The following is a 14,241-nucleotide window of genomic DNA, read 5'->3' on the forward strand; positions in this document are numbered from 1 at the left end:
GGCGCCCACGGGCGCCCGTTTTTTTTTATCCAACGGAAAAGCGTAAACTCCAGTTTGGAACAATGCGGTTCTTAATCGGGGGGGGACGGGCATGAAAGTTGGTGTGATTGGTCTTGGTGTCATGGGCGCGGCGATGGCGAAACACCTGTCCACCGCCGGGCTACTTGCCGGTGTCTGGAACCGCACGGCCTCACGGGGGCAGCCCATCGCCGAGCGCCTTGATACCCATTTTGCGGACAGCCCCGCTGAGCTGGCCACACATTGCGATGTGCTCCTGACCTGTGTCAGTGCAGACCCAGACCTGGTCGAGGTGGTCGACGCGCTGATGCCAGCTCTGACTGACCGTCATGTGCTCGTAGATACCTCCACCATAGGCGTGGAGACAGTTACCGGCCTGGCTGCCCGATTGGCCGATGTGGGCGCTGGTTTTATTGATGCGCCAGTCACCGGGGGAGCCGAGGGCGCTGAAGCCGGGACATTGCAGGTCATGGCCGGTGGCGATGCGGCTTCGCTCGAGCAGGTGAGGCCTGCGTTACAGGCATTCAGCTCCGGGATTACCCATTTTGGGGCTGTTGGTGCGGGCCAGCAGGCCAAAGCCGTCAACCAGGTGCTGGTGGCCGGTATTGTGCAGGCAATCAGTGAGGCGCTGGCGTTTGCCGACGCCAGTGGGCTGGATACCAAACAACTTATACCGGTGCTTTGCTCGGGGGCAGCAGGCTGCCGACTGCTGGAGCGTCGGGGGGAGCGGGTTATTGCCGGCGATTTCGTGCCCGGGTTCCGCATGGCGCTTCATCACAAGGACCTGCGTATCTGTCAGGATTTACTGCGCTCCATGGACATGAATCTGCCAACCGTGGAAATGACGCTCAAGCACTATGATCGGCTCATGAGCGAGGGGCACGGTGATGAAGATATTACCGCCCTGTACCGCTTCAAACGGGCCCTGTTCGAGAGCGGCAACCGGAAAAGCCTCTGACTAGCCCCCGGCCCGCAGGAGGATGGAGTCGATCTCGCGGCTGGCCATGCGCTCGCGCACCGAGTTGACGGCCTCCAGGTTATCGAACGGCCCGATGCGCACACGGTGCCAGGTTTCCCCGCCGGGCAGCTCCACCTGCTGAACGCGGGCTTCAATGCCGAGCAGTGCCAGGCTGGCCCGCAGGGCCTCGGCGTCGCTATGGGCGCGAAAAGAACCCGCCTGCAGCAGATAGCGGCGGCCTTCCGGGGCGGCGTCGCTGCTCGCCCGGGCCGTGGACTCGGCGGGATCCGCCCCGGCATCGGCGGCAGGCGGGCTTCGGTCCTGTTCTTCGGCTGAGGGCAGAGCGCTGGAAGCGGTGGAGTCCGGCTGGCGATCGGCGGTGATGTCCACCTCCTGCTCGCTGAGCAATCGATAGAATTCGAAACGGGGTCCATCATCAGACCCTGCCGTCACCTCTCCAGGAGCGGATTCCCCCGCCTCCCGAGCGGGCTCCTCGGCGGGGCGGGTGTGTTCCAGATGCACCAGCAGCGCGACGAAAAGTCCCATGGCAAGGCCGGTCCCCCAGCCTGCGAGGACCTGTCGGCGGTTGTCGCCGGGGGCTCGTCGCTGGCGGGCTTGCCCCCCGGAGGCTTTTGTCGGTTTGTGAGCCATGCTCTACATGCTCTCCGGGGCGGCTACCCCGAGGATATCCAGACCGTTCCGGATAACCTGCCGGGTGGCCATGATCAGAGCCATCCGGGCATCCCGCAGACTCTCGTCGTCCACCAGGAAGGTGTGGGCGTTGTAGTAGGTGTGGAATGCGCCGGCCAGCTCCCGCAGGTACTGAGCCAACTGGTGGGGTTCATGGGCAACGGCGGCGGCTTCCAGGATTTCCGGGTAGCGCCCGAGTGCGTTGATCAGCGTCTGCTCGTGTTCTTCGGTGAGGCGCGGAAGGGCACTCAGGCCTTGATGGGTGTCCGGTTCAATGCCCCGCTCGGCGGCCTGGGCCAGTACGCTGCACACGCGGGCATGGGCGTACTGGACGTAATACACGGGATTGTCATTGGAACGGGACTTGGCCAGTTCCAGATCGAAATCCAGGTGCTGTTCGGGACGTCGCATCACGTAGAAAAAGCGCGCGGCGTCGTTGCCCACCTCTTCGCGAAGCTCCCTGAGCGTGACGAATTCGCCGGAGCGCGTGGACATCTGGAGGCGCTCGTGACCCCGATAGAGGATGGCGAACTGAACCAGCCGGAATTCCAGCTTGGTGGTATCCAGCCCGAAGGCCGCCAGGCTGGCCCGGACGCGGGCCATGTAGCCATGATGATCGGCACCAAAGACGTCGATGGCCTGCTCGAAGCCCCGTTCGAACTTGTCCAGATGGTAGGCGATGTCGGAGGCAAAGTAGGTGGTCTGGCCGTCTGCCCGGCGCACCACCCGGTCCTTCTCGTCGCCGTATTCACTGGATCGAAACCACTCGGCGCCGTCTTTTTCGTACAGGGCGCCCGCCGTGCGGAGCCGGTCCAGTGTGCGGCTCACGGCACCGGAGTCCACCAGGCCCAGCTCGCTGAACCAGCGGTCATAGCGCACCCCGAAAGCGGCCAGGTCTTCCTCGATGTCGGCGGTGATCGCGGCGACCGCGGTATTCAGGATTTCCCGGTAGCGCTCCTCGCCCAGCAGTCCGCGGGCCCGTTCCACCAGGGCGTCGATGTATTGCTCTTTGTCGCCGCCCGCGTTGGCATCAGCCGGCAGATCGGCGGTCAGTGACGGTCCGGCCACTCGGAAGCGTTCGCCATGCTGAGCCTCCAGATCCCGGGCAATCGCATGGATGTAATCGCCGCGGTAGCCGTTAACGGGAAAGGGCACTGGCTCGCCGCGGTGCTCCAGGTAGCGCACCAGGACACTCACCGTGAGGATATGGATCTGGCGGCCGGCGTCGTTGACGTAGTACTCCCGGTGAACATCGTGACCGGTGGCTTCCAGCAGGTTGCCCAGCGCACTGCCGAAAGCGGCTCCGCGGCCATGGCCCACGTGCAGGGGGCCGGTGGGGTTGGCGGAGACGAATTCCACCAGCACGCGACGCCCGGCCCCCAGGGGGGAGCGGCCGTATTCCCGGCCCTCTTGATGGATACGCGCCACCGCTGCCGCGGCCGCGTCCTGGGTGAGGAAAAAGTTGATGAAGCCGGGCCCCGCCACCTCCACCCGCTCGACATGCGGGTGAGCCGGCAATTGATCCACCAGCGCCTGGGCCAGCTCCCGGGGCGGTCGTCCGGCGGGCTTCGCCAGTCGCATGGCCAGGTTACTGGCGTAATCCCCGTGCCCACTGCCTCGGCCGCGCTCGATCTGAATATCCAGATTGTCAGGTAATTGCAGGCCGATGTCCGCGGCCAGCGCCTCGAGGCCCTGGCGGAGGAGTCTGGCGAGGTCGTTTTTCATGGTCGGTGCTGGTTATCCAGGTGCGGAAGGAAGCCGCTCATTATCCGGTCTGGGCGTTGCGGTTCAAGCCGGACTCGCCACCCATGCCAGACCGCCTAGCGCTCCCCGATCAACGGCGCCGGGCGGAGGCCGGGCGAAATGCCTCGCAGACGGTTGGTTCGGTTTCCAGGTACGGGCCCCCGATCAGATCAATGCAGTAGGGCACCGCCGCGAAGATGCCCGGCACCGGCGGCGTCCTGTCCGGCAGGCCGCGAAGCGTTTCGGCGATGGCCCTGGGCTGACCCGGGAGATTGATGATTAGCGACTCCCGCCGGATCACCGCCACCTGGCGGGACAGAATCGCGGTGGGTACGAAGGTCAGGCTGATCTGGCGCATCTGTTCGCCGAACCCCGGGATGGTTCGATGGGCCACCGCAAGGGTCGCCTCCGGCGTGACGTCCCGAGGGGCCGGACCCGTGCCGCCGCTGGTCAATACCAGGTGGCAATGGGACCGATCCACCAGATCAACCAGCGTGTCGCTAATGGTCGCCGTTTCATCGGGGATGACCCGGGCATCCCACTCCAGCGGGTTCTGGAGGGCGGTCTCCAGCCAGCTTTGCATCGCCGGAACGCCTTTGTCTTCATAGGTGCCGGTGGATGCCCGGTCGCTGACCGACACCACGCCAATCTTCACCGTGGGCAGCGCCGATGCGCTCATATCCATGCTCCGTGTTATGACCCCGTCTGGGAGTCTGCCATAGCGATCGGCCCGAACGCCCTCAGAGGGTTTCGGCGGGGTCCACATCCACGGACCATCGGGCCCGGCGCGCTTCCGGCAACGCACCGATGGCCGGCAACCAGCAGGACAGCAGGCGCTGGAGGGCGGGGCGGTGATCCGCCTGCAGCATCAACTGGGCGCGATACCGGCCCGCCCGACGCTCCATGGGGGCGGGATAGGGTCCGAGTGCCTCCACCGAGGTCTGTGCCGGCATGACCGCCAGGGCTGCCTGCAGAAACGCTTGCGGAGCGGCCTTGCCGGGGGCCTCGGCGCGCAATAGCGCCATCGACCGTGCCGGCGGCAATCCGGCGGCCTGGCGCTCCGCCAGCGCCACTTCGGCGAAGGCGGGGTAGCCGCCATGGATCAGGGTCTGAAGCAGTGGGTGCTCGGGTTGGTGCGTCTGAATGACCACCTCGCCGGGACGCTCGGCCCGCCCTGCCCGCCCGGCCACCTGAATCACCAACTGGGCAAGCCGCTCCGGGGCCCGGAAATCGGCGCCAAAAAGCCCCTGATCCGCATCGATCACCGCCACCAGTGTCACCGCCGGTAGATGGTGTCCTTTGGCGAGCATCTGGGTGCCCAGAAGCAGCCGGGACTCGCCGCTCAGCGCCGAGGCCATTTGCCGCTCAAATTCGCCGCGCCGGCGGGTGCTGTCCCGATCGATACGAATCAGGGGAGTATCCGGCAGGAGAGTCTGCAGCGTCGACTCGACCCGCTCGGTGCCAAGTCCCAGGGGTCGCAGATCCACACTGCCACACTCGGGGCAGGCTCGGGGAACCCCGGTTTCGCGGTCACAGTGATGGCAGTGCAGGCGCGAACGCCCGCGATGGTAGGTGTAGCGGGCATCACACCGATCGCACTCGGCAATCCAGCCGCATTCGTGACAGATCAGCGTGGGGGCGTAGCCTCGACGGTTAAGGAACAGCAGCACCTGACCATCCGCCTCAAGGTGTTCGCGCACGGTCCGGATTAACGGCTCGGACAGCCCCTCGATGGTGGGTTGGCCCCGCATGTCCATCAGCCTCAGCCGAGGTGGAGCTGCACCGCCGGCGCGCTGGGTCAGGCGCACGGTCTGGTAGCGTCCGCTCTCGGCGTTGGCCAGACTTTCCAGCGAGGGAGTGGCGGAGCCCAGCACCACCGGCAGATCCAGCTGGTGGCCCCGGTAGACCGCCAGGTCCCGGGCCGAATACCGAAATCCTTCCTGTTGCTTGAGGGAGGGATCGTGTTCCTCATCCACCACAATCAGGCCCGGCCGCGCCAGAGGCACGAAAATCGCCGAGCGCGTACCGATAATCACGTCCGCTTCGCCATTGGCCGCCGCCAGCCAGGCGTTGAGCCGCTGGCTGTCCGACAGGCCGGAGTGCAACACCGCCATGTTGCCGGCCAGTCGCTGCTGAAAGCGCTGCACCAGCTGGGGGGTGAGTCCGATCTCCGGCACGATGACCAGAACCTGAAGACCCACTGCCAGAGCCCGGTGGATGGCGTCGAGATAGACTTCGGTCTTGCCGCTGCCGGTGACGCCCTCAATCAGAATCACCGCGTGGCCTTGTTGAATGGCAATGGCCGAGGAGGCCGCGCGCTGCTCTGAATTCAGTTCGGGTACGGGGTGTTCGGCATTGCCCGCCACCAGCGCCTTGCGGCGGCCGCTGACCACGGCCTCCCGACCCTGGCGCAGGCGGGTGGGCAGCGCCGTGGCGAAGCATTCGCCAATGGGGTGGTGGTAGTACCCGGCGGCCCAGTGAATCAGATTCCGGAGGGAATCCCCCAGCAGCGGCGAGGCATCCAGTACGTCCTGGATCCGTTTCAGCCGGGTACCGGCCACGGTGGCCGGGCGGGGAGGCCCCGTGACAATGCCCACCACCTGGCGACGACCCAGGGGGACTCGCACCCGGGTGCCCGGTAATGGCGGCGTGCCCGTCCCGGGCGGCAGATAGTCAAGGGGATCGGTGAAGGGGCCTGGCACCGCCACGGGAATGGTCTCGGTCATGCCCCGATTGTTGGGCGGGGGGAGGGATTGCGCAACCCTGCTGTTCCCGCTGCTAGACTGATGGGATGACGGATGAGGCAGAACGGCGGTCGGCGGATTCACTGACCGAGGCGGTGTGGCAACTCACGCTTAAGTGGTACGCCGCCGAGGGGGTGCAGCCCGCCTGCCTTGCGCTGCAGGATCGTCACGGCATCGGTGTCAGCGCGTTGTTTGCCCTGGCGGGAACCGCCGCGCTCGGGGCACCGGCCCTGAGTGCCGAGGCCATGGAACGGACGCTGGACCGTGCCGAGCGCTGGCAGCGTCAGGTCATTGAGCCTCTTCGCCAGGCGCGCCGGGCAATCCGTCCGGCGGCGCCGGATGAGCCGGCTCTCCATGCGGAGGCCGAGGCCCTGAGGAAGGCATTGCTGCAGCGGGAAATTGCCGCCGAACGGCTCCAACAGGCGCTGGTGGTGGCCGACTATTCGCACTCAACCACCGAGCCGGGAGTGAGCCGCAGCCTCGATGCCGATGCGGCCACTGTGACAGCGAAAGTCTACATGGACCGCCATGTGGCGTGCCTGTCTGCAGCCGATCAGCGGCACCTCGAAGCGATCATGGCGCCACTGACCCGTGGCACCCTGACCGACCCGCGGCACTAGCGCAGCTGGATGCCACCGCCGGGGGCGCCACCGCCACCCGGCATGCCGCCACCGGGCATGCCGCCACCGCCCATCTGGTCCGGCGTCATGATCCGCGACGCCTGCTCCCGCTGCATTTCCTTGAGCTGCTCCATGGTCTGCTCAAGGGCTGCATAGGCCGCCTCCGGGAAAGCCGCCAGCGCCGCGTCCAGACTGTCGACCTCCAGCTCGAAGGTCAGCGGCAGTGCGCCTGCCGGCGTCATTACCTGGGTGGAGCCCACGTACAACACAGACCGGCTGGAGTCGACGCTGCCGTCGCGGGTCACCGGTGTCAGCCGCTGAATGCTGCCCACCCGACGGTCGGTGAAGTTCTCTTCATGGTAGAGACCGTCAGTGTCCAGCTGCAGCTGCTCAAGAGTCTGAGTTCTCTCGTCGTCGCTCATTGTTGCTCCTGTCTGCCGTTACAGGCCCTTGACGGCCTGGACCATGCCCGCCGCCACTTTCTGGCCATCGCCAAAGACCATGCGGGTGTTGTCGGTGAAGAACAGCTTGTTCTCGACACCCGAGAAGCCGGCGCCGCGACCCCGCTTGATCACGAAGACGTTTTCGGCCTCGTCGACATTGAGAATGGGCATGCCGTAAATCGGGCTGGTTTCATCGTCCCGAGCCGCCGGGTTGACCACGTCATTGGCCCCGATCACCACGGCCACATCGGTGGCGGAGAACTCCTCGTTAATGTCTTCCATGTCGAAGATCATGTCGTAGGGCACTCCCGCTTCCGCCAGCAGAACGTTCATGTGTCCGGGCATCCGGCCCGCCACCGGGTGAATGGCGAATTTCACTTCGACGTCCCGATCCTGAAGCAGTTCCACCAGCTCCCAGATCTTGTGCTGAGCCTGAGCCACCGCCATGCCATAACCCGGGACGATGATCACCCGCTCGGCATAGGCCATCTGGATGCCGGCGTCCTCTGCGGAGATGTCTTTCATCTCGCCACCGGAATCTTCGAGGACGGCGCCATCTTCGGTACCCCAGGCCGCAAACAGCACATTGGTCAGCGGTCGGTTCATGGCCTTGGCCATGAGCTGGGTCAGCAGCGTGCCGGCGGCACCCACCACGGTACCGGCAATGATCATGGCCGGGTTGCCAATGGCGTAGCCTTCGAAGGCCACGGCCAGGCCGGTGAGGGCGTTGAACAGGGAAATCACCACCGGCATGTCGGCGCCGCCAATGGGCACCGCCACGAACACGCCGAACAGCAGGCTGAGGGCGAAGAAGATGGCCACCACCGCCAGGCTGTCTGTGAAGAACGTCATAACGCCAAACACCACCACCAGAGCAAAAACGATCATGTTGGCGATCTGCTGGGCGGGCACCAGGCTGCTGCGCTTCATGCGCCCGTCGAGCTTGGCCCAGGCCACCAGCGAACCGGAGAAAGCCACGCTGCCGATCACGCCGCCGAGAATGGCGAGAATCGCCACGTCGGTGCCCAGCACGGTGCTGACGCTGGCGCTTCGTGCACCCTCTGCCATCAGCGCCGCTTCGGCCGCGGACACGCTGATGCCCGCCTCCGAGGCCAGCGCCTGCGCCTGAACCTGCAGGTCGTCCGGCAGAGTGCGCAGGGCACGCATCATCTCGACGCCGGCAATGGCTGCCGCGGCACCGCCGCCCATGCCGTTATAGAGCGCCACCATCTGTGGCATTTCGGTCATCTGCACCCGGCGGGCGGACCACCAGGCGAGACCACCGGCCAGCACGATGGCGATAACAATCAGGGTGTAGTTGGCAACACCACGGACTTCCGGGTGCAGGAAGGTGATCAGTGTGGCAAGCACCATGCCGACGCCCGCCCACATGATGCCGCTGCGGGCGGTGCGGGGGGAGCTCATGGCCTTGAGGCCCCCGATAAAGAGGACCGCCGCGATGAGGTAACTCAGTTGTATGACGAGATTCATCCCTTGGCCCCTTTCTTCTGCTCATCCTTGCTCTTGAACATCTCGAGCATCCGCTCGGTGACGACATAGCCACCGACCGCGTTGCCGGCGCCGAGCACCACGGCGATAAAGCCGACGATCTGCTCGCCCACGGTCTCGGCGTGGCCAAGCACCACCATGGCGCCAACGATCACCACGCCATGGATGAAGTTCGAGCCGGACATCAGGGGCGTGTGCAGGATGACCGGCACCCGGGTGATGACTTCAAAGCCGGCGAATGCAGCCAGCATGAAGATATAGATTGCGACAAAGCCTTCGATCGCCATTATTTGTCTCCTTCCAGACGTTCGCGGGTGGGCGCGTGGCGCACCTCGCCGTCATGGGTCAGGCAGCTGTCGGCCACCACCTGGTCATCCCAGTCCAGATTGATTTCGCCATCCTTGATGATCAGGCCCAGCAGGTTGTTCAGGTTACGGGCGTACATCTCGCTGGCATGGGTCGCTGCCATGCTGGGAATGTTCTTCGGCCCCGCGATGATGACCGAGCCGTGGCGGACTTCCTTGCCGGCCTCGGTGAGTTCGCAGTTGCCACCGGTTTCCGCGGCCATGTCGACGATCACGGATCCGGCCTTCATGCGATCCACGGTGGCGCGGTCGATGATTTTTGGCGCTGGCCGCCCGGGAATGGAGGCCGTGGTGATCACGGCATCCGCCATCGCGATGTGCTGAGCCAGAACCTCCGCCTGTTGCTCCTTTTCCTCGTCGGTAAGCTCTCGGGCATAGCCGCCCTCACCCTCGGCGCTGACGCCGGTTTCAATGAACTTGCCGCCCAGGGACTCCACCTGCTCCCGGGTGGCCGAGCGAACATCATAGGCCTCGACGATGGCACCGAGACGTTTGGCGGTGGCGATGGCCTGAAGGCCGGCGACGCCGGCCCCGACCACCACCACGCGAGCCGGCTTTACGGTGCCAGCGGCGGTGGTGAGCATGGGAAACAGTTTCGGGCTGAGGTGAGCCGCCAGCAGCGCACACTTGTAGCCGGCCAGGTTGGCCTGGGAGGACAGCGCGTCAATCCCCTGGGCTCGGGTGATGCGCGGCACCAACTCTAGTGAAAAGCTCGTGACCCGGCGCTTGCAGAGGTTGCGGATGCGGGCATCCCCCTCGTGGGGCGTCATGAACCCGAGCAGCAGCGCACCCTCCGGTAGCTTGCCTGCCTCTTCAGCACTGGGCGGCTGGACTCTGAGGATGACGTCAGCGCCCTTGTACAGGGAGGCGATGTCGTCTGCCCAGCTGATGTCCCCATACTCCTCGTCCGGGAAGCCGGCAGCCTCTCCGGCGCCCCGCTGCATGCGGACCTGAACGCCGAGCTTGTCGAGCTGCTTGAGCACGCTGGGTGCCATGGCAACCCGGCGTTCGCCGTTGGCCGTTTCCTTCGGGACGGCAATGGTGATGCTCATCGGGTTTTCTCCTGTCCTTAGACTGGCCGTATGTCAACCGGCGGACGGCAGATTCTACAGCATCTGTTTTTTGAATCATCCCCAACGCGGCGCTTTGCATGACCAATCACTGTGTTGCGCTTGCACATTTTCTCGCGGCGATGGATGATCAGAATTCAAGCGAGCTTCGGCCGTTGCCGTCGCATGATGGAGGGGCCCCGGCGTGATAACGCTGCAGCACCACATCCTGCGAACCGACGTCTCTGGCATGCCCCTGGAGTGGATCACCTACCAGGACGCGGTTCGTCTTTACTACCTGGACCAGGTGGCCTACACCTGTGGCCGCGGGCTGTATCGGGTGCGCGGCGGCTACAACGCCATCAGCGGGCAGCGCAGCGTGATCGAAGTCAATTCGATCATCGCCACCGCCGGCGCCATGCAGGCCAGCCTCAAGGGTAATCCGGCCTATGTCCCGCCGCTCAACAACGCCACGCTATTCCGGCGGGATGACCACCTCTGTCTCTACTGCGGCGAGCAGAAACGGACCCGGGAGCTCTCCCGGGACCACATCAAACCCATCAGTCGGGGCGGCGAAGACACCTGGACCAACGTGGTTAGCGCCTGTAAACGCTGCAATAACCTCAAGGGCAATCGAACCCCGGAGCAGGCCGGGCTGCAGCTGCTGGCAGTGCCGTTTGCGCCCACCCATGCCGAGTACGTCTATCTGCAGGGGCGCCGCATTCTGGCGGACCAGATGGATTTCCTTCGCGCCCACTTCCCTCGGCGCAGCCCCCTGCGGCAGCGACTGGAACGTCTGGTGGCCGAGGCGGCGGGCCGGAAATGATTCAGGGCGCCATCTCCTCGTCCCATTCATCGAAGAAATCGCTGTAAGGGTCATCTTCGAGGGGCGGCTCGCCATCGTAGACCTGATTGCGGCGGAATTGCCGGTAGGCACTGCGGGTGAAGACGTAAGGATCCACCGCGGCCTCGTCCCGGGCCCTGATGGCACCCTCCGCCCGGGTCCGGGCATTGACCACGTTCACCGCGGTGAGTGTTCCGAAGGTGGCGGTGTCCAGCACCACGTAGGTCAGGACATTGGTGTAGTACGCCACCGGGTACCGGGTCGCGTCCCGGGTGCTGGAAGGCCCGAGTAGCGGCAACACCAGGTAGGGGCCGGCGTCCACACCCCAAACCCCCAGGGTCTGTCCGAAGTCCTCACTGCGTGGCTCCAGCCCCAGCCATGCCTCGGCCGGATCAAAAAAACCCAGCAGACCCACGGTGCTGTTCATGATGAACCGTGTTGTCTGGACGCCGGCGCCGGCGGGCTTGCCCTGGAGAATGTCATTCAGGATGTAGCCCGGCGCCTGCAGGTTGTCGAAAAAATTGTGAACACCCTGACGCATGCCATCGGTGGTCACCCGGGTCCAGCCCCGGCTGGCCGGCGCCAGGGCATAGGTGTCCACGGTCTCGTTGAAGGCATAGACATTGCGATTGAACCCCTCCAGCGGGTCATGGGGCTCGCCGGGGGGCGGGCTGCTGGCGCAGCCGACCAGAAGAACCGCCACCAGTAGTGGCCAGAGCCACTTCCCTTTCTGGTCGTTTGCCACTGCCATCCTCCGGTGCCGCCCTAGTCGCGTCCGGGCTCGAAGGAGTCGTAAAACAGACGGTCAGCGGGTAGCCCGGCGGCGACGAAGCCTTCCCGGGCGGCGTTGATCATCGGCGGCGGCCCGCTCATGTAGACGTCGTATCCACTCAGGTCCGGGTAGTCCGCCAGCACCTGCTCGTGGACGAAGCCCTGCGCCCCTTGCCACTCATCCTCGGGGGCCGGCTCGGAGAGCACGGGGGTAAAATCCACCGACGGATGAAGCTTCTCCCAGTGCCGTGGCAGGCTCTCCAGATAGAGGTCCTGGCGGCTGCGAGCGCCCCAGTAGATGTGCATGGGGCGGGCGACGCCGATGTGCAGGGCGTGTTCGACGATGCCCTTGATGGGCGCAAAGCCGGTGCCGCCGCCCATCAGGATCATGGGGCGGTCGCTGTCTTCACGCAGGGCAAAGTTGCCCAGCGGCCCTTCAAATCGCAGCAACGCGCCGGCCTGCATGTTGGTGAAAACGTACTCCGAAAAGATGCCGCCGGGCATGTGCCGCACATGCAGTTCCAGGAGCTCGTCGTCATGGGGAGCGTTGGCCAGCGAGAAGCTGCGGCGGTGGCCGCCCCGCAGCAGAATGTCAATGTACTGCCCGGCGAGGAATGGCATTCGCTTATCCCGGGGCAGCTTCAGAAACACCCGCCGAACATCCGGCGCGCAGTCGTCGACCCGCTCCACGCGGGCCGGCAGGCGCTGCGGCTGGATGTCCCCCGCTTCACGCACCTCGGCCACCCGAATGACCAGATCACTGACCGGTCGGGCCTGGCAGAACAGCGCCTTGCCTTCGCCCTCTTCATCGGCATCGATGGCCGGCGGTAGACCGTCGGGGTATTGAATGGCCCCCTGGATGACTTCGCCCTTGCAGGTTCCGCAGGTGCCACTGCGGCAGCTGTAGGGCAGCATCAGCCCGGCCCGCGTGGCCGCGGCAATGACGTTTTCGCCCTCTTCGGCCTCGAACGCGTGTTCGGTGCCTTCGATGCGTACCTGATATGTCATTGATCCTCCAAATCGATACCCAGATCGGGCCAGAGCTCGTCGACCCGTGCCTTGACCGTGTCATCCATGGCGATCGCCCGACCCCACTCGCGGTCGGTTTCGCCCGGCCACTTGCTGGTGGCGTCCAGACCCATCTTCGAGCCCAGTCCCGAGACCGGCGACGCGAAATCCAGGTAATCGATGGGGGTGTTTTCCACCATCACCGTGTCCCGGGCCGGATCCATGCGGGTGGTCATGGCCCAAATGACATCTTCCCACTCCCGGGCGTTCACATCGTCGTCCACCACAATGATGAATTTGGTGTACATGAACTGTCGCAGGAATGACCAGACCCCCATCATGACCCGCTTGGCGTGGCCGGGATACTGCTTGCGCATGCTGACCACGGCCAGCCGGTAGCTGCAGCCCTCGGGGGGCAGATAGAAGTCGACAATTTCCGGGAACTGGCGCTGCAGGATCGGCACGAAGACTTCGTTGAGCGCCACGCCCAGCACCGCCGGTTCGTCCGGCGGCCGTCCCGTGTAGGTGCTGTGGTAGATGGGGTCATCCCGATGGGTGATCCGGTCGATGGTGAACACCGGAAAGTCATCCACCTCATTGTAATAGCCCGTGTGATCGCCGAAGGGGCCCTCCGGCGCGCGGTCATCGGGATGGATGTGGCCCTCCAGCACGATTTCCGCCGAGGCCGGCACCTGCAGGTCGGAGCCCATGCAGTTGACCAGTTCCGTGCGGCTGCCCCGCAGGAGACCGGCGAAGGCATATTCCGAGAGGCTGTCCGGCACCGGCGTGACCGCACCCAGCAGGGTCGCCGGGTCGGCGCCCAGCGCCACCGCGATGGGAAAGGGCTCTCCCGGATGCGCTTCGCGCCAGTCCCGGAAATCCAGTGCGCCGCCTCGATGGGACAGCCAGCGCATGATCACCCGATTGCGGCCGATGACCTGCTGGCGGTAGATGCCCAGGTTCTGGCGCTTCTGGCCCGGTCCCCGGGTGATGACCAGCGCCCAGGTAATCAGTGGACCTGCGTCTCCCGGCCAGCAGGTCTGAATGGGCAGCTGCCCCAGATCCACGTCCTCGCCCTCCAGGACATTTTTCTGACAGGGCGCGCTGCGCCGCACCTTGGGCGCCATGTCCAGCACCTTGCGAAAAATCGGCAGGTTGTTCCAGGCATCCCGCATGCCCTTGGGGGGCTCCGGCGACTTCAGGAACGCCAGCAGCTCACCGATCTCCCGCAGGGCCTCGACGCTTTCCGCCCCCATGCCCAGGGCGACCCGCTCCGGGGTGCCGAACAGGTTGCCCAGCACCGGCGTTTCATGGCCCTTGGGGTTTTCAAACAGAATGGCAGGCCCCCGGCGTCTCAGGGTCCGGTCACAGATCTCGGTCATCTCCAGATGGGGATCCACCGGCGTTTTGACCCGCTTGAGTTCGCCGCGGGCCTCCAGCTGCTCGATAAAGTCACGCAGGTCGCGATACTGCATGCGG

At 65.2% G+C, this 14,241-nt stretch carries 14 protein-coding genes; 3 read left to right on the forward strand and 11 right to left on the reverse strand.

All coding sequences use genetic code 11. The features are described from left to right. Positions 1-91 precede the first annotated feature (91 nt). Complete coding sequence (locus tag GJ672_RS09640; protein ID WP_154295504.1) at positions 92-976, forward strand: NAD(P)-dependent oxidoreductase; 885 nt, start codon at positions 92-94, stop codon at positions 974-976. Here the strand turns inward: GJ672_RS09640 and GJ672_RS01235 are convergent, their stop codons facing one another. From GJ672_RS01235 to GJ672_RS01250, 4 genes are all read right to left on the reverse strand, one after another. Then, the gene (locus GJ672_RS01235; RefSeq protein ID WP_154295505.1) at positions 977-1,627 is read right to left on the reverse strand and encodes an SPOR domain-containing protein; all 651 of its coding nucleotides are present in this window, start codon (positions 1,625-1,627) and stop codon (positions 977-979) included. Between the two features lie 3 nt (positions 1,628-1,630). Then, a complete protein-coding gene (gene argS / locus GJ672_RS01240; protein ID WP_154295506.1) occupies positions 1,631-3,391 on the reverse strand; it encodes an arginine--tRNA ligase in 1,761 nt (586 codons plus the stop codon). A gap of 109 nt (positions 3,392-3,500) precedes the next feature. Beyond that, on the reverse strand, positions 3,501-4,088 hold the full coding sequence (gene mog / locus GJ672_RS01245; protein ID WP_154295507.1) for a molybdopterin adenylyltransferase: 588 nt from the start codon (positions 4,086-4,088) through the stop codon (positions 3,501-3,503). A gap of 61 nt (positions 4,089-4,149) precedes the next feature. Beyond that, positions 4,150-6,135, reverse strand: coding sequence for a primosomal protein N' (locus GJ672_RS01250; protein WP_154295508.1), 1,986 nt, complete (start codon positions 6,133-6,135; stop codon positions 4,150-4,152). A 65-nt stretch (positions 6,136-6,200) separates the two neighbouring features. On the opposite strand from GJ672_RS01250, the gene GJ672_RS01255 reads away from it, so the two are divergent. After that, positions 6,201-6,773: a TIGR02444 family protein gene (locus tag GJ672_RS01255; protein WP_154295509.1), complete on the forward strand. Its 573-nt coding sequence runs from the start codon at positions 6,201-6,203 to the stop codon at positions 6,771-6,773. Here GJ672_RS01255 and GJ672_RS01260 read toward each other — a convergent pair. The 4 genes from GJ672_RS01260 to GJ672_RS01275 are packed head-to-tail and all read right to left on the reverse strand — an operon-like array spanning position 6,770 to position 10,142. Continuing rightward, on the reverse strand, positions 6,770-7,195 hold the full coding sequence (locus GJ672_RS01260; protein ID WP_154295510.1) for a hypothetical protein: 426 nt from the start codon (positions 7,193-7,195) through the stop codon (positions 6,770-6,772). The two genes, GJ672_RS01255 and GJ672_RS01260, sit on opposite strands and share 4 nt — an antisense overlap. Positions 7,196-7,213: 18 nt before the next feature. Next, on the reverse strand, positions 7,214-8,707 hold the full coding sequence (locus tag GJ672_RS01265) for an NAD(P)(+) transhydrogenase (Re/Si-specific) subunit beta (protein ID WP_154295511.1): 1,494 nt from the start codon (positions 8,705-8,707) through the stop codon (positions 7,214-7,216). Next, positions 8,704-9,012 (reverse strand): NAD(P) transhydrogenase subunit alpha, encoded by a 309-nt coding sequence (locus GJ672_RS01270; RefSeq protein WP_154295512.1) that lies wholly within the window; start codon positions 9,010-9,012, stop codon positions 8,704-8,706. The genes GJ672_RS01265 and GJ672_RS01270 overlap by 4 nt, the downstream gene beginning before the upstream one ends. Beyond that, on the reverse strand, positions 9,012-10,142 hold the full coding sequence (locus GJ672_RS01275; RefSeq protein ID WP_154295513.1) for an NAD(P) transhydrogenase subunit alpha: 1,131 nt from the start codon (positions 10,140-10,142) through the stop codon (positions 9,012-9,014). Before GJ672_RS01275 ends, GJ672_RS01270 begins: the two co-directional genes overlap by 1 nt. 247 nt (positions 10,143-10,389) lie before the next feature. Between GJ672_RS01275 and GJ672_RS01280 the strand changes: the two genes are divergently transcribed. Then, a complete protein-coding gene (locus GJ672_RS01280; protein ID WP_154296967.1) occupies positions 10,390-10,965 on the forward strand; it encodes an HNH endonuclease in 576 nt (191 codons plus the stop codon). Position 10,966: 1 nt separating this feature from the next. Here GJ672_RS01280 and GJ672_RS01285 read toward each other — a convergent pair whose 3' ends face one another. From GJ672_RS01285 to ubiD, 3 genes are read right to left on the reverse strand one after another with little or no spacing between them, the layout of a single operon-like run. Then, positions 10,967-11,728, reverse strand: a complete 762-nt coding sequence (locus GJ672_RS01285; protein WP_229381909.1) for a VacJ family lipoprotein — start codon at positions 11,726-11,728, stop codon at positions 10,967-10,969. A 20-nt stretch (positions 11,729-11,748) separates the two neighbouring features. Next, positions 11,749-12,762 carry a CDP-6-deoxy-delta-3,4-glucoseen reductase gene (locus GJ672_RS01290; protein WP_154295515.1) on the reverse strand — a complete coding sequence of 338 codons (1,014 nt, stop codon included), beginning with the start codon at positions 12,760-12,762 and terminating at the stop codon, positions 11,749-11,751. After that, positions 12,759-14,237, reverse strand: a complete 1,479-nt coding sequence (gene ubiD / locus GJ672_RS01295; protein WP_154295516.1) for a 4-hydroxy-3-polyprenylbenzoate decarboxylase — start codon at positions 14,235-14,237, stop codon at positions 12,759-12,761. Before ubiD ends, GJ672_RS01290 begins: the two co-directional genes overlap by 4 nt. Between the last annotated feature and the right edge of the window lie 4 nt (positions 14,238-14,241).

The sequence above is a fragment of the Spiribacter sp. 2438 genome (assembly GCF_009676705.1).
Classification (GTDB): domain Bacteria; phylum Pseudomonadota; class Gammaproteobacteria; order Nitrococcales; family Nitrococcaceae; genus Spiribacter.